Source organism: Pedococcus soli (assembly GCF_054782575.1).
The window spans coordinates 852,229-873,696 of sequence record NZ_BAAGSF010000004.1 but is presented as its reverse complement, the minus strand read 5'-3'; the positions used below and the strand labels follow the sequence as shown (position 1 = coordinate 873,696).

Sequence of the window (21,468 nt, the reverse complement as noted above, 5' to 3'; positions counted from 1 at the left end):
GCATGACCGCCACCACCGACCACACCCCTACTGCCGCAACGCCTTCGGGCCGGTCAGGCGACGGGACGACGGGCCGCGACGACGCGGCATACCTCGAGCTCGTGGGCCGGCTCGACCTGGCCACCAAGGTGCGCCTGCTCACCGGCGCCACGTCGTTCACCCTGCACGGTGAGGAGTCGATCGGGCTGGCCCCGATGGCGTTCTCCGACGGGCCGACCGGGGTGCGTGGGCTGAAGTTCACCGGTGGCGACCACGTCGCCCTCTTCCCGAGCGCCACGGTCCTCGCCAGTGCGTGGAGCGAGGAGACGGCGCACGAGGTGGGCGAGATGCTCGCCGAGGAGGCGGAGCGCCAGCAGATCCACGTCGTCCTCGGGCCGACGATCAACCTGCACCGGACCCCGCTCGGCGGACGCCTCTTCGAGGCCTACTCCGAGGACCCGCTCCTCACCGGCAGGCTCGCGGCCGCCTACGTGCGCGGGATGCAGGGGCGTGGGATCGGCGCGTGCCTCAAGCACCTCGTGGCCAACGAGTCCGAGACGCTGCGCAACTACATGAACTCCGTCGTCAGCGAGACGGCCCTGCGCGAGGTCTACCTGCTGCCGTTCGAGATCGCGGTCCAGGACGCCGACGCCTGGTCGATCATGGCGGCCTACAACGACGTCAACGGAGTCGCCGCCACCGAGCAGGACCACGTCAACAACGCCGTCGTCAAGGGCGAGTGGGGCTGGGACGGGCTGCTCATGTCCGACTGGTTCGCCACGAAGACCTCGGCGCCTGCGGCGCTGGGCGGGCTCGACCTCGTCATGCCCGGTCCCGACGGCCCCTGGGGCGAGGCGCTGGTCGCCGACGTCGAGTCCGGCGCCGTCGACGAGTCGGTGATCGACGCGCACGTCGTGCGCCTGCTGCGCCTCGCCGAGCGCGTCGGAGCCCTCGGGTCGCCGGCCGAGCGGCGGGTGTGGCCGGCCGAGTTGCTGGCCCCGGACGCGCCCGCACGGCGTGAGCAGCTGCGCCGGCTGGCGACCGACGGCATGGTCGTGCTGCGCAACGAGGACGGCGTCCTGCCGCTCGCAGCAACGGGATCCGTCGCCCTCATCGGCCGGCACGGCGTCGACACCATCTGCATGGGCGGCGGTTCGGCGACGGTCAACCCGCCGTACCAGGTGTCCATCGCCGACGGCCTCGAGGCCGCGATCGGCGACCGCCTGACGGTCGTCGACGGGGTCGAGGTGCGCGACCGCGCCGTGGTCGCCGAGGCGAACGCCATCACCGACCCCGAGACCGGCCAGCCCGGTCTGCGGGTCGCCTACCTCGACGCCGACGGGGTCGTCATGTCGAGCGAGCACAGCAGCGTCTCGTCCGTCGTCACGGGCTGGGACGACGTCCTGCCCCGCCCCACCGACAAGGTCGTGCTGACAGCCCGGCTGACGGGTTCGGGTCCGGTGCGCCTCGGGGTCCTCGGCAGCGGCACCTGGACGGTCGACCTCGACGGTGAGCGGGTCGGCTCCGTGGACCTGGTCGCCGAGGGGTTCGACCCCGGCGAGTCGATGCTCAAGCCGCCGGTGTGGACCGTCGACACCGACGCGACCACGACCGTGGACGACGAGGGTTCGCGCGAGGGCGCGCTCGTCACGGCCACGGTGACGGTCGTGCGGTCCGAGCCGCAGCCCGGCCCGGACGGCAAGCTCAGCACCCTGTCCCACATCATCGCCTCCGGCATGGGCATGAAGGGCCTGGTCGTCTCGCCGGTCCCGGCCGACGCGTCCGAGGTGCTCGAGTCCGCCACCACCGCGGCAGCCGATGCCGACCTGGCCGTCGTGGTCGTCGGCCTCACCGAGGAGCAGGAGACCGAGGCGACCGACAAGTCGACCCTCGCCCTGCCCGGCGAGCAGGACGCGATGGTCTCCGCCGTCGCCGCTGCCGCCCGGCGCACCGTCGTCGTCGTGAACGCCTCCACGCCGGTCCTCATGCCGTGGTTCGACGAGGTCGACGCCGTGCTGGTCGTCGGCCTGCCCGGGCAGGAGGGTGGTCACGCGGTCGCCGACGCCCTGCTCGGGGTGCGCGAGCCCGCCGGTCGCCTGGTCACCTCCTGGCCGGCCGCCGACGAGGCGGCCCCGGCGTGGGAGGTCGTCCCCGACGGACTGACCCTGGAGTACACCGACGGCACCTTCGTCGGCTACCGCGGGTTCGCCGCCGGCCACGCCCCTGCCCCGGCCCACTGGCTCGGCGCCGGCGACGGGTATGGCGCGTGGACCTACCCGTCCGCCCGCCTGGTCGACGGCGGGTCCGGGGCCGCTCCCTCCGTCGAGGTGACGGTGGCGAACGGCTCGGTCCACGACTCCCGCGAGGTGGTTCAGGTCTACCTGCGTCCCGACACCGACGACCAGCCGGTGCGCCTCGTCGGGTTCGCGCCGGTGCAGGTCGCCGCCGGGGCAGAGGCCACCGTCACGGTCGGCACCGACGCCCGGCTGTGGCGCCGCTGGGACGAGTCGGCGAACGCCTGGGGCGAGCCGCTCAGCGGCGGCACCCTCCTCGTCGCGCGCGGTCTCGGCGACGTGCAGGCCGAGCTGCCCCTGGCCTGACGGCGCCAGCCGCCGGGTCGATGTGGACACGCCGGGATTCCCCGGCGCGGACACATCGACCCGGCGGTGGGTGGTGGGCGGTGCTCAGGAGCAGGGGAAGGAGGAGGAGCGGGTGAGCACACGGCATACAGTCGGGGGCATGTCAGCCACGTCGGACCGGGCCGCCCCCCGCCGCGGCCGGGGCCGTCCGCGGGGCACCGGCACCGGGCAGACCCGCGAGCGCATCGTGGCGGCAGCGGCAGAGCTGTTCGCCGAGCGCGGCTTCCACGCGACGCCGATGACGAGCATCGCCGAAGCAGCCGGGTTGAGCCAGACCGGGCTGCTGCACCACTTCCCCGCGAAGGAGGAGCTGCTCGCAGCGGTCCTGGAGCAGCGCGACCTGCGCGACCTGGAGACGCTCGCCGCGACGCACGACCGTCCGCCGCGCGGCTGGCAGGTGTGGGACGACATGGTCACCCTCGTCGGGCTGAACAGCGAGCGCGAGGGGTTCGTGCGGTTGTTCACCAGCCTGGCCGGCGAAGCGGTGGACCCCGCGCACCCCGGTCACGGCTGGCTCGGCGCGCACCACGGCGCCGCGGTCGAGGCGCTCGCCCACGCCCTGCGCGAGGCGGCGCACGACGGCGCGGCCGACGAGGACATCCCTGCGGAGCAGCTCGCCCGTCAGGCGGTGGCCCTGATGGACGGCCTGCAGCTGCAGTGGTTGATGCGCCCGGACGAGGTGGACATGGCCGCCGACTTCGCGGGCTGGGTCGAGACCGTCCGGCACCGCTGGGCCCGCTAGGGCGCAGGGGCGAGGACCCAGAGGACCTCGCAGGCATCCTCGGCCGAGGCGTTGCGCCAGGTGTGCGGCGCCCTGCCCGGGAAGGTCATCGTGTCGCCCGGGCCGAGGTCCTCCTCGCCGGTCTCGAGGACGACGGTGAGGTGGCCGGCGACGACGTACGCGCACTCGACCTCGCAGTCGAGCGTGTAGAGGTCGGCGCCACCGTTGCCGCCGGGGTCGATCCGGGCGTGGATGATCTCGAGCGCCTGCTGGGTGCCGGGTGTGATGAGCTCCTCGTGGGCACCGGTGCCACCGAAGTTGATCGGGCGCCCCTGCCCCGCCCGGATCACCGCGGACTCCGGCGGGTCGAACAGCTCGCCGACGCGCAGGCCCAGGACGTCGCACACGGTGACGAGGGACGCGACCGACGGCGAGACGTCGTCGCGTTCCAACCGGCTGACGAACCCCTTGGTCAGCCCGGCCGACTCGGCGACCTGGGCGATGGTGAGGCTGCGCGCCTGACGGGCCGCGCGCAGCCGCGCGCCGATGCGGACCTGGGTGTCCGGTCGCTCGCGGGGAGCGCGGGACACCGGCGTCCGAGTCGTCATGGCGCCAGTTCTACAGCAACCGCCCTGACCGGTGCCCCGTCGGCTGCCTCGAGCCGGATCGGCAGCACGGAGACGAACGGGTCGTCGAAGTCGATGTCGCCGAGGCCGCGGAGGTTCTCGATGATCACACCGCCGAGGTCGGCGATGAGGTGGTGGCAGGGGAACCCCACGCCCGGGTGCTCGTCGTCCGGGGTCTCGTCGAGGTTGAGGGCGTCGAGCCCGATGGTGCGCACCCCGAGGTCGAGCAGCCGGCGGCAGGCGTCGGCGTCGAGGTAGGGGTTCTCGAAGTACTGCGGCGTGCCGTAGTGCTCGTCCCAGCCCGTGTGCAGGAGCACGATCGAGCCCGGTCGGATGAGGTCGGCCACCGGCGCGACGTGGTCCCACGTCACGACCCCGCGCGGACCGACACCGGTGGCGTCGACGACGACCCCGGGACCGGCGAAGAGGGTGAGGTCGAGCTCGTCGATGCGCAGGCCCTTCTCCTCGAAGTGGTACGGCGCGTCGACGTGGGTGCCGGTCTGCGACCCGAGGTGGACATCGAGCAGGTTGAAGCCGTCGCGCTCGATCGTGCTGTGCACGGTCAGGGCCGGCTCCGGGTCACCGGGGTAGATCACCGTCCCGGGACCGACGGGCACCGACAGGTCGACGATCCGGAGAACTCTCATGGTGAACAACTATTGCATTGCAGTAAACCCCAGCGCTAGCGTTCCCGCCGATGCCCCACCCCTCGGGAGCACCCCGGAGTCCTGGAAGGGATCGCCGCATGAGCACCACGAACGCCCCCACCGCACCCACACCGCGTCCGAAGGTCACCGACGTCGAGCAGCACGGGATCGACACGATCCCCGACGCCGACCGCACCTCGCGCCCGCTCGACCTGTTCCGGATCCAGTTCGGCGGCGCCAACACCTTCGCCACCGTCCTGCTCGGCACCTTCCCGATCGCCCTCGGCCTGTCCTTCTGGCAGGCGGTCGGAGCCACCCTCGCCGGCGTCGTGGTCGGCGCCCTGTTCCTCATGCCGATGGGCCTGTTCGGGCCGCTGACCGGCACGAACAACGCCGTCTCCTCCGGCGCCCACTTCGGCGTGCGCGGCCGGATCGTCGGCTCGTTCCTGTCGCTGCTCACCGCCATCGCGTTCTACTCGATCTCGGTGTGGGTCAGCGGCGACGCGCTCGTCGGCGCCCTGGGACGGCTCTTCGGCGTCCCCGACTCGGACCTCCTGCGCGGCACGGTCTACGCGATCCTCGGCGCGATCGTCATCGTGGTCGTCGTCTACGGGTTCCAGTTCATGTTGCTGGTCAACAAGATCGTGGTCGTCGGCAACACGGTGCTGATCCTCCTGGCGGTCTTTGCGTACGCCTCGGTGTTCGACCCGTCGTTCGACCCCGGCCCGAGCGCCTACGCCCTCGGCTCGTTCTGGCCGACCTTCGTCCTGTCCGCGCTGATCGTCATGGGCAACCCCGTGTCGTTCGGGGCGTTCCTCGGGGACTGGTCGCGCTACATACCGGCGGCGACGTCACGCAAGTCGTTGCTGGGAGCCACGTTCGGCGCGCAGCTGATGACCCTCATCCCCTTCATCTTCGGTGTCGCGACCGCGACCCTCGTGGCCGGCGAGACCGACTACATCGTGGCGCTGATCAAGATCTCCCCGATCTGGTACGCCGTGCTCCTCATGGTGGTCGCGTTCCTCGGTGGGCTCTCGACCGGCGTCACCTCGCTGTACGGCACGGGCCTGGACTTCTCGTCGGTCTTCCCGCGGCTGAGCCGGGTGCAGGCGTCGCTGTTCATCGGCGTGATCGCGTTCGTCTTCATCCTCGTGGGGCGCCTGGCCTTCGACCTCATCGCCAGCGTCAACGCCTTCATCGGCGCGATCGTCATCTGCACGACGCCGTGGATGGTCATCATGACGATCGGGTTCGTCGTGCGCCGTGGCCACTACCGGCCCGCCGACGTCCAGGTGTTCAACCTCGGCATGCGTGGTGGCGCCTACTGGTTCCACGGCGGGGTGAACTGGCGTGGCATGGTCGCGTGGATCCCGGGCGCGGTCGCCGGCCTGATGTTCGCCAACTACCCGCCGCTCATTGAGGGCCCGTTCCGCAACGCCGTCGGGGGTGGGATCGACATCAGCCTCCCGGTCGCGATCGGTGTGGCCGCCGTGATCTACGTCGTCCTCCTGTATGTCGTGCCGGAACCCCGCTACGTCTTCGGCCCGCAGGGTCCGCGCTGGGTCCCCGCTGCCGAGGGTGCCGAGCCGCCGGTGGTCGCCGACGAGTCCGCCTCTCAGCACCGCAAGGCCCGTCGCGGCCACACCATGGACGAGTCCGTCGCGGCCGAGCTGGAGGCCCGCGTCGATGGCTGACCAGTCCCACCAGCAGGCGCTCCCCCGGATCACCGACGGCGGCCGGGTCGGCCAGGTCGACGCCACGGTGGTCCCGCGGTTCGCCGGTCCGGCGACCTTCGCGCGGCTCCCCCGCATCGACGAGGTGTCCGACGTCGACGTCGCGGTGCTCGGTGTCCCGTTCGACGCGGGGGTGTCCTACCGGCCGGGGGCGCGCTTCGGCCCGGCGCACATCCGTGAGTCCTCGCGGCTGCTGCGGCCCTACAACCCGGCCCAGGACGTCTCCCCGTTCGCGGCCCAGCAGGTGGTCGACGCCGGCGACCTCGGGGTCAACCCGTTCTCGATCGAGGAGGCCGTCGACACGATCGAGGCCGGCGCCAGGTCGGTCCTGGAGCGGGCCGGACGTGTGCTCACCCTCGGGGGCGACCACACGATCACGCTGCCGCTGCTGCGTGCGCACGCGGCAGCCCACGGCCCGATCGCCGTGGTGCACTTCGACGCCCACCTCGACACCTGGGACACCTACTTCGGCGCCCGCTACACCCACGGGACACCGTTCCGCCGAGCGTCCGAGGAGGGCCTGCTCGACAAGGAGGCCTGCCTGCACGTGGGCTCACGAGGGCCGCTGTACTCCGCCCAGGACCTCGACGACGACGCCACCCTCGGCTTCGCCATCGTGCCCAGCGTCGAGATGGACGACCTCGGCGCCCGGGGCGTCATCGAGCGCATCCGCGACCGGGTCGGGGACCGGCCCGTCTACGCCTCCATCGACATCGACGTCCTCGACCCCGGGTTCGCCCCGGGCACCGGCACCCCGGAGACCGGTGGCCTCACCGGGCGCGAGCTGCTGGCCATCCTGCGCAGCTTCTCCGGGCTCAACCTCGTCGGTGCCGATGTCGTCGAGGTCGCCCCCGCCTACGACCACGCCGAGGTCACCGGCATCGCCGCGTCGCACGTCGCCTACGAGCTGCTCAGCGCCATGGCTCCCCGGACGACACCCACCACCTCCAGCACCGACGAAGGGCCCGCCCGATGAGCACCACCCCCGGACTCGCGCAGGAGGTCGAGCGCGAGGTCCTCGCGGCGGCCGACGCCCTGGTGCGGGCGTTCGCCAGCGGCGACAGCGCCGCATACTTCGCGTGCTTCGCGCCCGACGCGACATTCGTCTTCCACACGACGCCGCAGCGGCTCGGGTCGCGCGCGGCGTACGAGGCCCTGTGGGAGCAGTGGGTCACCGAGGACGGGTTCAGGGTCGTGTCCTGCGCCTCGACGAACCCGGTCGTGCAGGTGCTTGGCGCCGACGCCGCGGTCTTCGCCCACGACGTGGCCACCGTGCTCGAGGTGGGCGGCGGCCGCGAGGAGCTGGCCGAGCGCGAGACCATCGTGTTCACGCGGCGCGACGAGGTCTGGATGGCGGTCCACGAGCACCTCTCCCCCGTGCCTTTGGTCCAATAGGCCGGGTGAGCAGGGATCGCGGGGCCTCAGGAGGGAGCGTCGGCGACCCCGCCCAGGGCCGCGAGATCCTGCGCCTGGCCGTCCCGGCGTTCCTCGCGCTCGTCGCCGAACCCATGTTCCTGCTCGCCGACTCGGCGATCATCGGGCACCTGGGCACGGCGCAGCTGGCCGGCCTCGGGGTCGCCAGCGCGACCCTGCTGACCGCGGCGAACCTGTTCGTGTTCCTCGCCTACGGCACCACCTCGATCGTCGCGCGCCAGCTCGGTGCGGGCAGTGAACGGGGCGCGCTGAAGGCGGGGATCGACGGCACCTGGCTCGCCATCGGCCTCGGTGCGCTGACGTCGGTCGCCGTGGCGCTGGGGGCCGAACCCCTGTGTCGGCTCTTCGGCGCCTCCGACGCGGCCGTGGGTTTCGCCACCACGTACCTGCGCATCTCGGCCCTGGGCATCCCGGCGATGCTCGTCGCCCTCGCTGCGACCGGTGTCCTCCGCGGGCTGCAGGACACCAGGACCCCACTGGTGGCCTCGGCGGTGGGATTCAGCGCCAACATCGCGCTCAACCTGCTGTTCGTCTACGGGTTCGGCTGGGGCATCGCCGGGTCCGCGTGGGGCACCGTCCTCGCCCAGACCGGTATGGCGCTGGGCCTGGTCACCGTGATGGTGCGCCACGCGCGTCGTGCCGGGGCCGGGCTGCACGCCCATCCCGGTCGGGTGCTGCGGGCCGCCGTGGCCGGGGTGCCATTGCTGGTGCGCACCCTGGCGCTGCGTTCCATCCTGCTCGTGACGACGTGGGTGGCAGCCGGTCTCGGCGACGTTCCCCTGGCCGCCCACCAGGTCGCTGCGACCGTCTGGTCGTTCCTCGTGTTCGCCCTCGACGCCCTCGCGATCGCCGCACAGGCGCTGACGGGGAAGGCCCTCGGAGCGGGTGACGTCCGAGGCGCGCGGGCCGCGACCTCGACCATGATCCGGTGGGGCGTCTGGGGTGGAGTGGCCCTCGGGGTCGCCCTGCTGTGCGTGCACACCGTCGTGCCGGCTGCCTTCACGTCGGACCCTGCGGTCCGCTCGGCCCTCGCCGCAGCCCTGGTCGTCGTCGCGATCGGCCAGCCGCTGTCAGGGTACGTGTTCGTCATCGACGGGGTCCTCATCGGCGCCGGCGACGGTCGGTGGCTGGCCCGGGCGATGGTGGCGACCTTGGTGCTCTACCTGCCGCTGATCCTGGCGGTCCACCTCGGCGGCGACCGACTGCTCCAACGCGGTGTGCCGTTGGCCCTGGGCGCGCTGTGGGTCGCGTTCACGGGGTTCATGGCCATCCGCGCGGTGTTCTTCAGGTACCGGATCCGCAGCGACGCCTGGATGGTGACCGGCGCCGCGCGCTGAGGATCGACGCAGATCCGCGCCCGGCGCCATACCCCTGCGCCGGTCGAGGTATTCGGCTACCCGGATAGGGCCGCCGAATACCTCGAACCGCGCGGACGGGCAGGAGGCGGGAGCGAACGGTCAGCCGATGCGGGTCGCGGCCTCGCGGCGGGGGTCGCCGGCCGCGACGAGGTCGCCGTCGGCACCCCGGGCCGCCGCACCCACCCCACCGAAGAACATCGAGAGCGGACCGTGCGCGAACGCGGGCAGCCCCATGGCCTGCACGGCGGCACTGATGGCGGCGTCGTCCTCGTGGTCGACGCGGGTGCTGCCGTCGTCGAGGATGCGGACGTGCGCGCGCGGGGCGTCGATGGCCTCCTGGAGCGAGTCGCCGTGGTGGCAGTACCGGCCGAGCACCTGCATGAGCGCGGTCGTGATCCGGTCGGCGCCCGGGCTGCCGATCGCCAGCGCCGCGCCGGCCCCCGAGCGTGCCACGGAAGGCGCCATGTTGGACGCGAGCCTCGTGCCCGGGGTGAGGGCGTGCAGGCCCAGGCGGTTGAGCTCGGGTTCGCCGAGGCAGTTGTTGAGCATCATCCCCGTGCCGGGAACCGTTGCGCCCGAACCGTATCCGCTCGAGGCCGTGATCGCGCAGACGGTCCCGTCGCTGTCGACGGCCGAGACGTTCGCGGTCGACGAGGAGGTGGGCAGGCCGGCGAGCCCGTGGCGTTCGACCAGGTCGAGCAGCGCGTACCCGTCCTCCTCGAGGTCCGTCGACAGGTCGTGCACCGAGTGTCGGTAGGCGAGCACCCGGCGCTGCACGTCGATGACCTGCTCCCAGTCCCAACGGTCGGCGCCCAGCTCGCGCAGCATCACCGCGAGCATCGGGCCACCGACCGAGGGCGGTGGGTTCGTGGCGACGTCCCAGTCACCCAGCCGCATCCGCAGCGGCGCACGGACCACGGCCCGGTAGGCCGCGAGGTCGGCTGCCGTGACGAGGCCACCGCGCGCCGCGCTGTCGTCGGCGATCCGTGCGGCCAGCTCCCCGGTGTAGAGGTCGGACGGACCGCGCTCGCCGATCAGCTCCAGCGTGGCGGCGAGGTCGGGGTTGGTGACGATCTCGCCTGCCGCGAACGGAGACCCGTCAGCCCGCTTGACCAGGGGTGCGGTGTGCTCGTCCCAGCCGAAGACGCTGTCCCCGGTGATCGCGAGGTAGCTCGCCGCCGCGCCACCGATGGCGTACCCGTCGCGGGCGGTGGCCACGCTCGGTGCGAGGACGTCCGCCCAGCGCGCCCGCCCGTGGCGCTCGTGCGCCATACCGAGGGCGGCGAAGGCCCCCGGCGTCGCCACGGAACCGTGGCCGGCGTAGAGGGTGAGGCCCCCGCCGAAGGAGGTGGAGATCTCGCGCAGGCCGGTGCCGAACCGCTCGGTGGGCAGGCCGCGGCCGGGCATCTCGACGTTCCCGTCGATGACCTCGGGCTCGCCACTGGCCGGCCAGATGCTCACGAACGCGCCACCGAGCATCGAGACGATCCCCGGTTCGGTCGACATGGCGGCGACGATCGCGGCGATCGCGGCGTCGACGGCGTTGCCGCCGGCGCGGACGGCGGCCACCCCCGCCTCGGCCGACACCGGTCCGGTGCCTGCGACCGCAACACGCCTGTCCATGCGCCCGATTCTGCCCCGCCGCCGCACCCCACGCGCGATCTGACCACGTCCCGGCCCGGTCGTCGTGGACGCGTCGACGGGTACCCGTGCGCCGCCCGTTAGGGTCCGAGGGTGATCGAGGCGCTGCTGCTCGTCGTCGCGGCCCTCGTGGTCGGCTACTCCAAGACCTCGATCGGCGGCCTGGGGAGCATCGCCATCGCGATCTTCGCGAACGTCATGCCGGCCCGCGAGTCGACGGCCGCCATCCTGCTGCTGCTCATCACCGGCGATGTGGTCGCCGTCTGGAAGTACCGCCAGCACGCGGACTGGGCGCTGCTGCGCCGGCTGGTCCCGAGCGTGCTGCCGGGCCTGGCCCTCGGGGCGGCCTTCCTCGCGGTGGTCGACGACACGGTGCTGCGACGGTCCATCGGCGTCCTGCTGCTCGCGATGGCGGCGCTGCAGCTCCTGCTCCAGTGGCGTTCGCCCGACACCTCCGTCATCGCCCGTTCGCGACCCGCGGCGCTCGGCACCGGCCTGGCGGCCGGCTTCACGACGATGACGGCCAACGCGGCCGGCTCGGTGATGACGCTCTACCTCGTGGCGCGCGGCGTGGAGAAGAGCCGGTTCCTCGGGACGGGGGCGCTGTTCTTCTTCGGGGTCAACCTCTGCAAGATCCCGTTCAGCGCCGGGCTCGGTCTCTTCAGCATCGGCACGCTGCAGCGGACGGCGCTGCTCATCCCGTTCGTCCTGCTCGGGACCTGGGCGGGGCTGCACACCGCCCGACGACTGAGCCAGGCGAGGTTCGAGCAGGCCGTGCTGGCCGCGACCGTGGTGTCGGCGATCGCCCTCGTCGTGCGCTGAACCTCACTCCCCCTGCGGGCCGACCAAGGGGCGTTGCCGCTTCTTGTGCTCCACGTATGCCGCGTGGGCCTCCTGCGTCGAGGCCAGCTCGGACTCAGCGCTGACCGGGACGTCCCACCAGCTCTCGCTGCTGGGTGAGTGCACGGTGGGGTCGGTCTCGACGTGGATCACGACCGGGCCACCGTGCGCGGGGGCAGCCTTGGCCTCCTTGACCGCCTGCTCGAGCTCGGCACGCGAGTGCACCTCGATGACGTGGGCGCCCAGGCTGCGGGCGTTCGCGGCGAGGTCCACGGGCAGCGGGGCACCGTCGAGCCGTCCCGAGCCCTCGTCCCGGTAGCGGTAGCTCGTGCCGTACCGCTGGGACCCGAGCGACTCCGACAGCGAGCCGATGGAGTGGAAGCCGTGGTTCTGCACGAGCACGACGACCACCTTGACGCGCTCCTGGACCGCGGTCACCAGCTCGGTCGGCATCATCAGGTAGCCACCGTCGCCGACCATGGCGAAGACGTCGCGGGTCGGGTCGGCCAGTCGGATACCGATGGAGGCAGGTACCTCGTAGCCCATGCAGGAGTAGCCGTACTCGACGTGGTAGCCCTTGCGGTCGCGCACCCGCCACAGCTTGTGCAGGTCACCGGGCATGGACCCGGCCGCGCACAGCACCACGTCGCGCGGGTCGGTCTGCTCGTTGACCACACCGAGCACCTCGGACTGCGTGAGCAGCCCCGGCGCCAAGCCGTCGGTCACCTCGGCCGGAGGGGCGTATGCGGCGGACACCTGATCGTCCCACGCCTGCCAGAGCGTGGCCTGGCGTTCGCGGTAGGAGGCGTCAACGGCATACCCGTCCAGGGCTGCGGTCAGGGCGGTCAGGGCCTCACGCGCGTCGGCGACCACCGGTAGTCCGGACTGCTTGCCGGCGTCGAACCGTGCCACGTTGATGTTGACGAACCGGACTCCCTCGTCCTGGAACGCCGTTCGCGAAGCCGTGGTGAAGTCGCTCCAGCGGGTGCCGATCCCGATGACGACGTCGGCCTCTGCCGCAAGGGCGTTGGCCGCCGTCGTCCCGGTGGACCCGATGGCACCCATGAGCTGCGGGTGCCCGTGCACGAGGGAACCCTTCCCGGCCTGGGTCTCCCCCACGGGGATGCCGGTGGCGTCGCAGAAGGCGCGCAGCGCGTCCTCCGCCCCCGAGTAGTGCACCCCGCCGCCGGCGACGACGAACGGCCTTGCCGCAGAACGGATCAGCGCGACCGCGTCGGCGACGTCCACCGCTTCGGGGAGGGGGCGGGCGACCCGCCAGACGCGTTCGGCGAAGAGCTCCTCGGGCCAGTCGAACGCCTCGGCCTGGACGTCCTGCGGCAGGGCGATCGTGACCGCCCCGGTCGCCGCGGGGTCGGTCAGCACCCGCATGGCCGCGAGCAGGGCGGACGGCAGCTGTTCGGGACGGTTGACCCGGTCGAAGAAGGCCGAGAGGGGCCGGAACGCGTCGTTGACGGTGACGTCCGCGGCATACGGCTGCTCGAGCTCCTGCAGCACCGGCGCCGACACCCGTGTCGCGAAGGTGCCCGACGGCAGCAGCAGCACCGGGATCCGGTTGATCGTCGCCAGCGCCGCGCCCGTGAGCATGTTGGTCGAGCCAGGTCCGACGGAGGCGGTGCAGGCCCACGTCTGGAGCCGGTCTTTATGGCGGGCGTAGCCGACGGCCGTGTGCACCATCGCCTGCTCGTTGCGGGCCAGGACGTAGGGCAGGTGCTGGTCGTGCTCGGCGGAGTCGTCCCCGAGCTCGCCCTGCAGGAGTGCCTGCCCGATCCCTGCGACGTTGCCGTGCCCGAAGATCCCGAAGCAGCCGGCGAACAGCTTCTGCCGCTCACCGTCACGCTCGCTCCACTGCTGGCCGAGGAACCGCACCACGGCCTGGGCCACGGTCAGCCGGATGGTGGCGCTCATCGGGTCCCTCCCAGGGGCAGTCGCGGGTCGACGTCCAGACCTTCCCAGGTCTGGCGCACCCAGCCGTGGGCCGGGTCGTCACAGATCAGCCAGGCGCGCTCGTCGCCGGGTCCGGCCATGACGTTCAGGTAGTAGAGGTCGTAGCCGGGAGCCGCCATCGCCGGGCCGTGCCAGCCGTGGGGCACGAGGACGACGTCACCGGTCCGGACCTCGGCGAGCACGTCGATCGGGCGCTCGTCGGTGCCGTAGACCCGTTGGTAGCCAACAGGATCGGCGCCCTCGGTAGCTGGGGAGCCGACGGCCACCTGCACCTCGAAGTAGTAGATCTCCTCGAGCTCGGTCTCGACGCCCTCGCGCTCCTCGTCGTGCTTGTGCGGCGGGTACGAGCTCCAGTTGCCTGCCGGGGTGATGACCTCGCAGGCGATGATCGAGTCGGCGTCGAGGACGCCGGGGATCCCGAAGTTGCGCACCTCGCGGCTCGCCGTGCCTGCTCCCCGGAGCTCGACCGGAACGTCGGTTGCCGGGACGTGCCGGAACGACGAGGTCGGCTCTCCCGACGCGCGCGCAGCACAGACCGCCACCCGGGCGGGACCGTCGTGGGCGAGGACCGTCAGGCCCCGGCCGCGGGCGACGTAGGCGACGTCGGTGGGGCCGGCGAAGACCGAGGCCCTGCCGGAGAGGACCGCCTCGTCCTGCTCCGACGAGACGGTGACCGTTCCCGACAGGGGGACCACCACGTGCTCCCACTCGTCGGGCGCGAACTCGCGACGTTCCCCTGCAGCCAGCCGCCCGGCATACAGACCGGTGTGCTGCCAGCCGTCGACCGCCTCGTCGACGGCGACCTCCCAGCCGCGGTCCGCGATGGTGCCGAGCGGGTGCACCCAGCGGGCGTTGTCGTTCACTGGCCCACCCCGTGGACGAGCTCCGCGGCGATGTCCACGGCAGCGGCCACGTCGCCGTCCGGGGGGTAGAGCAGGGCGCGCCCGACGACGAGCCCGCGCACCGGGGGCAGGTCGAGGGCCCTGCCCCACGCGGCGTACGTGTCGTGGGGGTCCCCGACGGGGTCGCCGCCCAGCAGCAGCGTCGGCAGGGTGGTTGCGTCCATGACGCGCGGCAGGTCGTCGACGACCGGGAGCTTGAGCCAGGTGTGCGCGCTCGACGCGCCCAGGGCCGAGGCGACGTGGATGGACGTGATCACCGAGTCGGGGTCGAGGAGGTTGACGACGCGACCGTCCCGGCGCTGTGACAGGAACGGCTCCACCATGGCCATCAGCCCCAGCTCGGCCAGCTCGGTCACCGCGCGGGCACTGGACTCCAGCGTCGCCACCGTGCCCGGGTCGTCGAACGCGATCCGCGTGAGCATCTTGCCGCCGTCGAGCCCGAGCGCGGCCAGGTCGCTGGCGCGGTAGGCGGTGAAGCGGTCGTCCAGCTCGAAGGAGGAGCCTTGCAGGCCACCGCGATTCATCGAGCCGACAACGACCTTGCCCTCCAGGGCGCCGAGGAGGAGCAGGTCGTCGAGGATGTCGGGCGTACCGAGCACGCCGTCGACACCGGGTCGCGACAACGCGGTGACGAGTCGTTCGAGCAGGTCCGTGCGGCTGGCCATGGCCCGGGGCTGGTCACGTACCCCGAGGGCGGCGCGCGCAGGGTGGTCGGCGGCGACGAGCAGCATCCGGCCGTCCCGGCGGACGACCTGGCGCAGGCGACGGTTCTCCCACTCCTCACCGATGCGGTGCGGCTCGCGAGCCCTCACCTCGGTGAGGTCGGCGACGTTGATCCGGGACCTGGTCACGACCGGCTCCCCGCGTCGGCACGGGTGCCGGGCCCGGAGTTCGCACGTTCGGGTGTGGAGCGCGCACCCGCGAGGAGCGCCTCGACCTCGGCCGTCGTGGGCATGGCCGTGGAGCACTCCAGCTTGGAGGCGACCACGGCACCGGCGACGTTCGCGAACTCCAGGACCCGTCGCAGGTCCCAGCCCTCCAGCAGCCCGAGGCACAGGGCGCCTCCGAAGGCGTCCCCGGCACCGAGGCCGTTGACCACCTCGACGGGGAACGGTGGCACCTCGACGCGTTCCTCCCGTGTCGCCGCGAGGACGCCCTTGGGTCCCTGCTTCACCACGGCGAGCTCGACACCGCGCTCGAGCAGGGCGTCCGCCGCGCGCTGCGGGTCGGTCTCCCCGACGGCGACCTCGCACTCCTCGCGGTTGCCGACGGCCACGGTGACGTGGTCGAGGGCGCGCGCCACCTCGGCGCTTGCCTCCTCGGGCCGCGGCCAAAACATCGGCCGGTAGTCGAGGTCCAGGACCGTGTGCCGGCGTCGACCTCGGGCGGCCCAGGCGGCGAAGTGCGCCTCGCGGCTCGGCTCCTGCGACAACCCCGTCACCGTCGCCCAGAACACGCGGGCGTCCCGGATCGCCTGCAGGGGCAGCTCGTCGGCCTGGATCATCAGGTCGGGCGCCGTCGGGTAACGGTAGAAGTAGAGCGGGAAGTCGTCCGGCGGGTGCACCTCGCAGAACGTCACCGGGGTCGGCGGTCCGCTCACGGCCGAGACGAACCTGTCGTCCACGCCGAACTCCCGCAGCGCCCTGTGGATGTAGCTCCCGAACGGGTCGCTGCCGGTGCGGGTCAGCAGGGCGGTGCGCAGCCCGTGCCGCGCCGCGGCCACCGAGACGTTGGTGGCACTCCCACCGAGGAACTTCTGGAACGTCTCGACGTCCTCGAGCCCCACGCCGTGCTGCAGCGGATAGATGTCCACCCCCGTGCGGCCCACCGCCACGACGTCGTATGGCGTGTGGTCACCGGCGTCGGCCCCGCCGCCACCGGTCACCGGACCGTCCACCGCCATCTCAGGCTCCTTCCTCGGGGGCGAACGCCTCAGCCACCTCGAGCAGGTGGGCGAGGCTCGTGCGCACCGCGCCGACCGGCCCACCGGGGCCGGGGTCGTCCGGCAGGATGGTGTCCTGCTCGAGGACGTACCACCCGTCATAACCTTGGGCCTCGAGCGCGCCGACGATCGCGGCGATGTCGACGTCACCCTCGCCGAGGGGGACGTACATCCCACCGGCGACCGCCTCGGTGTACGTGGCCTCCCCGGACTGGACCTGTCGCGCCCAGTCGAGGCGGACGTCCTTGAGGTGCACGTGGGCGATGCGGTCGGGGGACTCGACGGCGACCGCGACGGGGTCGCCGCCACCGATGAGCAGGTGACCGGTGTCGAGGCAGAGCCCGATCGTGCTGCCGGCCAGGACCCGTGCGGTCTCCTCGCCACTCTCGATCATCGTGCCGACGTGCGGGTGCAGGGTGGCCGTCAGGCCGTGCGCAGCTGCGGCGGTGCTGATGCGGTCGAGGTTGCGCAGCAGCGCGGTCCACGCGGTGTCGTCGAGGACCGGTCGCTCGTCGTAGCCGTCCAGGCCGGACGCGGCCGCGAGGACCACGGTCGACGCGCCGGCCCGGACGAGGGCCTCCATGGCGGGCTCGACGTCGGGCAGCGGGTCGTGCGAGGGGTCGTGCAGGACGACGGGCACGAACTGGCCCACCGCGTGCAAACCGTGGGCGCTCAGCGTCCGGGTCCGCTCGTCGAGGTCCTCGGGCAGGAACCCGTCCGGGCCGAACTCCGTCGCCGCCAGGCCCACCTCGGACATCTGGGTCAGGACCGTGTCGGCGTCGTACTGCCAGCCCCAGCCCGGCACCTCGCACACCCCCCACGAGATCGGCGCGCCCGCGACCCGCTGCCGCACCGGTCGACGGGCGCCGCTGCCTGTCTGCACCACGGCGCTCACAGCGACTCCACCTCGTCGAGGCGGACCACGCGACCCTCACGGCGGGACAGGTCGCAGGCCTCCGCGATCCGGAACGCCTGGAGCGCGTCGGCGACCGTGCAGGGCGACGGGATCGCTCCGCGGGCGACCTCGGCGAAGGCCGTCAGCTCCGCGCGGTACGCCGGCAGGAACCGGTCCATGAAGGAGACGTGCACCGGACCCGGCGGGAAGCTGACGCCGGGTTCGACCGACCGCAGGGCCAGCGAGTCGTCCAGTCCGACCGCGACGCTGCCCTTGCTGCCGACGACCTCGAGGCGGACGTCGTGGCCCTGGCCGGTGTAGCGCGACGAGGACACCTGGGCGATGGTGCCGTCGTCGAGGGTGAGGATCGCGGCCGCGGTGTCGACGTCGCCCGCCTCCGAGAAGAACGACTCCCCCTTGTTCGACCCCGTCGCGAAGACCGAGACCACCTCGCGCCCGGTGACGAACCGGATGATGTCGAAGTCGTGCACGTTGCAGTCGCGGAAGATCCCACCGCTGGTCGGGATGTATGCGGCGTGCGGCGGGGCATGGTCGCCGGTCACCGCGCGCAGCGTGTGCAGGAAGCCCAGCTCGCCACCGGCGACCGCCTCGGCGGCAGCCCGGTAGCCGGCGTCGAAGCGACGCTGGAAGCCGATGTGCACGGGGACGTCGGCACTCGCCGCGAGCTTGGCCAGCTCGAGGCTCTCGGCGAGGGTGCCCGCCACCGGCTTCTCGCAGAACGTCGGCACGCCGGCCTCGATGCCGGCGCGGATCAGGGACGCGTGCGCGTTGGTCGCCGCGGCGATGACGAACCCGTCGACGCCGTCGGCGAGCAGTGCCTCGGGCGAGTCGGCCCAGGCCACACCGAGCTTCTCGGCCACGGCCCGTCCGGCGTCGGCGTTGACGTCGGTGACGACCAGGTCGTCGACCACGGGGAGGGCGGTGAGGGTCTCGGCGTGGAAGGCGCCGATGCGTCCGACGCCGGCAAGGCCGATGCGCATGACTGCTCCGTTCAGGGCGGGCTCGGGAAGTGCGACGTCACAGCCTGACAAGGGCCCGACGGAGTGTCAAGCAATTGTCCTGACATTCTCATGTCCTCTTGTTCGGGTCACCGACGCACTACGCTGACGGCCATGGTGAAGCAGATCGGCGTCCGGATCGACCGGGCCTCCCCCGTGCCGCTCTACCACCAGCTCGCCCAACAGCTCTCCGCCGCGATCACCAGCGGCGACCTCCAACCCGGCGACCCCTTCGAGAACGAGGTCGCCCTCGGCGAACGGCTCGGGCTGTCCCGCCCCACGGTGCGCCGCGCGTTCCAGGAGCTCGTCTCCCAAGGCCTCCTCGTCCGACGTCGCGGCCTGGGCACGACCGTCGCGAACCGCAAGGTGCACCGCCGGGCCGAGCTCACCAGCCTCTGGGACGACCTCGCGCGCGCCGGGGACACCCCGACGACCTCGGTGCTGTCGCACGAGCTGGTGCAGGACGAGGTCGCGGCTGCCGCCCTGGACCTGCCGCCCGACACCGTCCTGCTGTGCATCCAGCGACTGCGCAGCGCGGGCACGACGCCCCTGGCCGTGATGCGCAACTGGCTCCCCCCGACGGTCGGCGAGATCGACCGCGAGCAGCTCGAGAGCGACGGCCTCTACGCGGTCCTGCGCGAACGCGGCATACGGCCGGTCGTCGCGCACCAGAACATCGGCGCACGGATGCCCACGGCCGCCGAGCGGCGGCACCTGCGGATCCGGGGCACCGAGCCCGTGCTCACCATGACCCGCAGCGCCTTCGACGCCGCGGGCAAGGCCGTCGAGTACGGCGACCACTGCTACAAGGCGTCGAGCTACAGCATCGACGTCATGGTCGACGAACGCTGACCCACCCGGGGTTTCGACGGGTGGGTCAGCGGACTACTTGGTCGTCAGGCGGATCGCGAAGTCCCCGCCGGAGCCGTCCGACGTCGCGGTGATCCCGAGCGCCGACAGGTGGTCGACGACCGAGGTGGTGGCCGGCTTCGCGGTGCCGAGGTCGTCCTTGAACTGCGAGGCGAGACCGGCGATGTCGACGTAGACGGCGACCTGCGCCGACTCGGGGTGCTCGATCGCGTCCTTGAACGCCGGCATGTCACCGAGGCCGTGGGTCGTGGAGACCTCCTGGCCGTAGTCGTCGGAGAGCGAGACGACGGTGCCACCGCCGGCCGGGTGCACGGTCGCCGGGCCGCCGCCGGCCAGGCCCGCCGTCGCACCGACGACCTTGCGCAGGACGTCCGCGTCACCGTCGCCGACGATCGCGAGCCGGGGCCCCTTGCCGGGCTCCATTCCGCCGAAGACGACCGTGAACTGGCTGCCGAGCGCGGCCGCCACGTCCTTCGGGACGGAGATGCCGAGGGTCTTCTGCACGTCCGCGAGGCCGGCGGCGTACTGCTTGTCACCGACCGACGCCTTGATCGTCGCCTGCAGCTGGGGCCACGCGGCCGTGAAGCCGTCTCCGGCCCCGCCGACGCTGACGGCGGCCAGGGTGTTCCAGGGCAGGGTGGCGATCGCGCCGGCGTTGCCCGCCGGGGTGGCCTGTCCCTTGGCCCCGTTGACGTGCCCGGCCAGCTCGAGGTTGGGGCCGTCGAAGCGCAGCGCCATCACCGTCCGGCCGGCGTCGGCCGACTTCACGACCGGAACCCTGGACCCGGTGAGGGCGGAGGTCCGGCTGATCAGCTCGCCGGCCTTGGCCGAGTCGACCCAGGCCGTCACGACACCGTCGTCACCGAGGTCGCCGAGGTCCTCGCGGAAGGTGGCGGCATCGGCCAGCGACGCACGTGTCGCGTCCGCGACGACCTTGTCGAGGCTCGTGGTGGTGGTCCCGCCCGTGCAGACCGCGAAGGCCTGCAGGACGCGGCACTGACCCCCGAGACCAGCAGCCAGCGCGGGCAGGTGGCGCTCGGCGGCGTCGACGTCGGTGACGGCCAGCACCAGGACCGGCGCCGCCCCCTCGTCGGCCGCGGCGTCGGGGACGAACCCGACCCCGAGCCGCTGGCCGAGCCAGGGCGCGACGTCCTTGGCGTAGTCGACCTTGCCGAGCCTGCCCTGCTTCTGGACGGCCTCGAACGCGATCTTGCGCAGGTCGGAGCCGGCGCCGAGCTGCTTGGCGGCGTCGGGGAAGGAGCGCAGGAACCGCAGGGCGTCGACCTTCTGGGATGCGGAGGGGTCGAGGTCGACCTTGACGAAGGCCACGGTGCTCGACGGCAGCACGGACTCCGGCTGCGGGCCGGGGTCGGTCAGGGCGTTGAAGGCGAAGAACCCGCCGGTCCCGAGCGCCACGACGCCCAGGACGGCACCGACGAGCGCGAGCATCCGGCCGCGCTGGCGACCCCGCCCGTTGGCCTGCATGAGCGCGACGAGCTCCTCGGTGCCGGCGCCACGGAGCTCCGGGCGCTCGTCACCGGTCGGAGTCGCCGACGACCCCGACGACGGCGACGTCGTTCCTGACATCGAACTCGACATGACGATCCCCCACACGGTGCTTCACGGGCCCTCCTGCAGGGCCTTCCGCCGGAGCATAGGAAGCCCATGGACCGGCTGGGCCGCGAACCACGGCGCTACCAACCGAACGGACGAGAGCGCCGAACCGGACAGGCCGCCGCCGGAGGCGACGAAGGGCCCGCTCCACCAGGAGCGGGCCCTTCGAGGTGTGGCGTGGATCAGCCGGCGACGACGTCGAGCTTCACCGTGGCCTGCACCTCGGGGTGCAGGCGCACGAGCGCCTCGTGCGTGCCGACCAGCTTGATCGGGGTGCCGATCTCGATCTTGCGACGGTCCAGCTCCGGGCCGCCGGCAGCCTTGACGGCTGCGGCGATGTCGGTGGTGGACACGGCGCCGAAGAGGCGACCGCCGGCGCCCGCGTGGGCGACGACCTTGACGGCCTTGTTCTCGAGGTTGCCCTTGATCGACTTGGCCTCCTCGAGGGTCTTCACGGCGCGGACCTCACGGCCCTTGCTGATCGCCTCGACCTGCTTCTGCCCGCCCTTGGTCCACGCGGTGGCCAGGCCACGGCGGAACAGGAAGTTACGGGCGTAGCCGTCCTTGACGTCGACGACGTCGCCAGGGTTGCCGAGGCTCGAGACCTCGTGCGTGAGAATCACCTTCATAACTGACTTCTCCT

At 72.4% G+C, this 21,468-nt stretch carries 19 protein-coding genes; 8 read left to right on the top strand and 11 right to left on the bottom strand.

The window, feature by feature from the left end; all coding sequences use genetic code 11:
- Window positions 1-2 precede the first annotated feature (2 nt).
- Window positions 3-2,579: a beta-glucosidase family protein gene (locus ACYVKF_RS10130; RefSeq protein WP_460966922.1), complete on the top strand. Its 2,577-nt coding sequence runs from the start codon at window positions 3-5 to the stop codon at window positions 2,577-2,579.
- 139 nt (window positions 2,580-2,718) lie between these two features.
- The gene (locus ACYVKF_RS10125; protein WP_056916143.1) at window positions 2,719-3,360 is read left to right on the top strand and encodes a TetR/AcrR family transcriptional regulator; all 642 of its coding nucleotides are present in this window, start codon (window positions 2,719-2,721) and stop codon (window positions 3,358-3,360) included.
- Here the strand turns inward: ACYVKF_RS10125 and ACYVKF_RS10120 are convergent.
- On the bottom strand, window positions 3,357-3,947 hold the full coding sequence (locus tag ACYVKF_RS10120; protein WP_056919433.1) for a helix-turn-helix domain-containing protein: 591 nt from the start codon (window positions 3,945-3,947) through the stop codon (window positions 3,357-3,359). The genes ACYVKF_RS10125 and ACYVKF_RS10120 overlap by 4 nt on opposite strands.
- Entirely contained in the window at window positions 3,944-4,612 is a 669-nt protein-coding gene (locus ACYVKF_RS10115) for a cyclase family protein (protein WP_056919434.1), read from the bottom strand. Before ACYVKF_RS10115 ends, ACYVKF_RS10120 begins: the two co-directional genes overlap by 4 nt.
- Before the next feature lie 98 nt (window positions 4,613-4,710).
- On the opposite strand from ACYVKF_RS10115, the gene ACYVKF_RS10110 reads away from it, so the two are divergent.
- From ACYVKF_RS10110 to ACYVKF_RS10095, 4 genes are read left to right on the top strand one after another with little or no spacing between them, the layout of a single operon-like run.
- The gene (locus tag ACYVKF_RS10110; protein ID WP_082580758.1) at window positions 4,711-6,306 is read left to right on the top strand and encodes a purine-cytosine permease family protein; all 1,596 of its coding nucleotides are present in this window, start codon (window positions 4,711-4,713) and stop codon (window positions 6,304-6,306) included.
- Entirely contained in the window at window positions 6,299-7,321 is a 1,023-nt protein-coding gene (gene speB / locus ACYVKF_RS10105) for an agmatinase (protein WP_056916140.1), read from the top strand. The genes ACYVKF_RS10110 and speB overlap by 8 nt, the downstream gene beginning before the upstream one ends.
- A complete protein-coding gene (locus ACYVKF_RS10100) occupies window positions 7,318-7,740 on the top strand; it encodes an SgcJ/EcaC family oxidoreductase (protein ID WP_460966341.1) in 423 nt (140 codons plus the stop codon). Before speB ends, ACYVKF_RS10100 begins: the two co-directional genes overlap by 4 nt.
- Window positions 7,741-7,745: 5 nt before the next feature.
- On the top strand, window positions 7,746-9,116 hold the full coding sequence (locus ACYVKF_RS10095; RefSeq protein WP_460966340.1) for an MATE family efflux transporter: 1,371 nt from the start codon (window positions 7,746-7,748) through the stop codon (window positions 9,114-9,116).
- A gap of 120 nt (window positions 9,117-9,236) precedes the next feature.
- Here the strand turns inward: ACYVKF_RS10095 and ACYVKF_RS10090 are convergent, their stop codons facing one another.
- Window positions 9,237-10,760: a gamma-glutamyltransferase gene (locus tag ACYVKF_RS10090; protein ID WP_460966339.1), complete on the bottom strand. Its 1,524-nt coding sequence runs from the start codon at window positions 10,758-10,760 to the stop codon at window positions 9,237-9,239.
- 111 nt (window positions 10,761-10,871) lie between these two features.
- Between ACYVKF_RS10090 and ACYVKF_RS10085 the strand changes: the two genes are divergently transcribed.
- The gene (locus ACYVKF_RS10085) at window positions 10,872-11,600 is read left to right on the top strand and encodes a sulfite exporter TauE/SafE family protein (protein ID WP_056919436.1); all 729 of its coding nucleotides are present in this window, start codon (window positions 10,872-10,874) and stop codon (window positions 11,598-11,600) included.
- Between the two features lie 3 nt (window positions 11,601-11,603).
- On the opposite strand, the gene iolD is transcribed toward ACYVKF_RS10085, so the two are convergent.
- The 6 genes from iolD to ACYVKF_RS10055 are packed head-to-tail and all read right to left on the bottom strand — an operon-like array spanning window position 11,604 to window position 18,323.
- The gene (gene iolD / locus ACYVKF_RS10080) at window positions 11,604-13,544 is read right to left on the bottom strand and encodes a 3D-(3,5/4)-trihydroxycyclohexane-1,2-dione acylhydrolase (decyclizing) (protein WP_460966338.1); all 1,941 of its coding nucleotides are present in this window, start codon (window positions 13,542-13,544) and stop codon (window positions 11,604-11,606) included.
- Complete coding sequence (gene iolB / locus ACYVKF_RS10075; protein WP_460966337.1) at window positions 13,541-14,446, bottom strand: 5-deoxy-glucuronate isomerase; 906 nt, start codon at window positions 14,444-14,446, stop codon at window positions 13,541-13,543. Before iolB ends, iolD begins: the two co-directional genes overlap by 4 nt.
- Window positions 14,443-15,336: a class I fructose-bisphosphate aldolase gene (locus tag ACYVKF_RS10070; RefSeq protein ID WP_056916134.1), complete on the bottom strand. Its 894-nt coding sequence runs from the start codon at window positions 15,334-15,336 to the stop codon at window positions 14,443-14,445. The genes iolB and ACYVKF_RS10070 overlap by 4 nt, the downstream gene beginning before the upstream one ends.
- A complete protein-coding gene (gene iolC, locus ACYVKF_RS10065) occupies window positions 15,333-16,388 on the bottom strand; it encodes a 5-dehydro-2-deoxygluconokinase (RefSeq protein ID WP_460966336.1) in 1,056 nt (351 codons plus the stop codon). The genes ACYVKF_RS10070 and iolC overlap by 4 nt, the downstream gene beginning before the upstream one ends.
- Window position 16,389: 1 nt before the next feature.
- Complete coding sequence (locus tag ACYVKF_RS10060) at window positions 16,390-17,322, bottom strand: TIM barrel protein (protein WP_235530691.1); 933 nt, start codon at window positions 17,320-17,322, stop codon at window positions 16,390-16,392.
- Complete coding sequence (locus ACYVKF_RS10055; RefSeq protein WP_460966335.1) at window positions 17,319-18,323, bottom strand: Gfo/Idh/MocA family protein; 1,005 nt, start codon at window positions 18,321-18,323, stop codon at window positions 17,319-17,321. Before ACYVKF_RS10055 ends, ACYVKF_RS10060 begins: the two co-directional genes overlap by 4 nt.
- A gap of 132 nt (window positions 18,324-18,455) precedes the next feature.
- On the opposite strand from ACYVKF_RS10055, the gene ACYVKF_RS10050 reads away from it, so the two are divergent.
- A complete protein-coding gene (locus ACYVKF_RS10050; RefSeq protein WP_056916131.1) occupies window positions 18,456-19,193 on the top strand; it encodes a GntR family transcriptional regulator in 738 nt (245 codons plus the stop codon).
- A gap of 33 nt (window positions 19,194-19,226) precedes the next feature.
- Here the strand turns inward: ACYVKF_RS10050 and ACYVKF_RS10045 are convergent, their stop codons facing one another.
- Entirely contained in the window at window positions 19,227-20,810 is a 1,584-nt protein-coding gene (locus ACYVKF_RS10045) for a hypothetical protein (protein WP_460966334.1), read from the bottom strand.
- Window positions 20,811-21,007: 197 nt separating this feature from the next.
- Entirely contained in the window at window positions 21,008-21,454 is a 447-nt protein-coding gene (rplI, locus tag ACYVKF_RS10040; RefSeq protein ID WP_056916129.1) for a 50S ribosomal protein L9, read from the bottom strand.
- Window positions 21,455-21,468 lie beyond the last annotated feature (14 nt).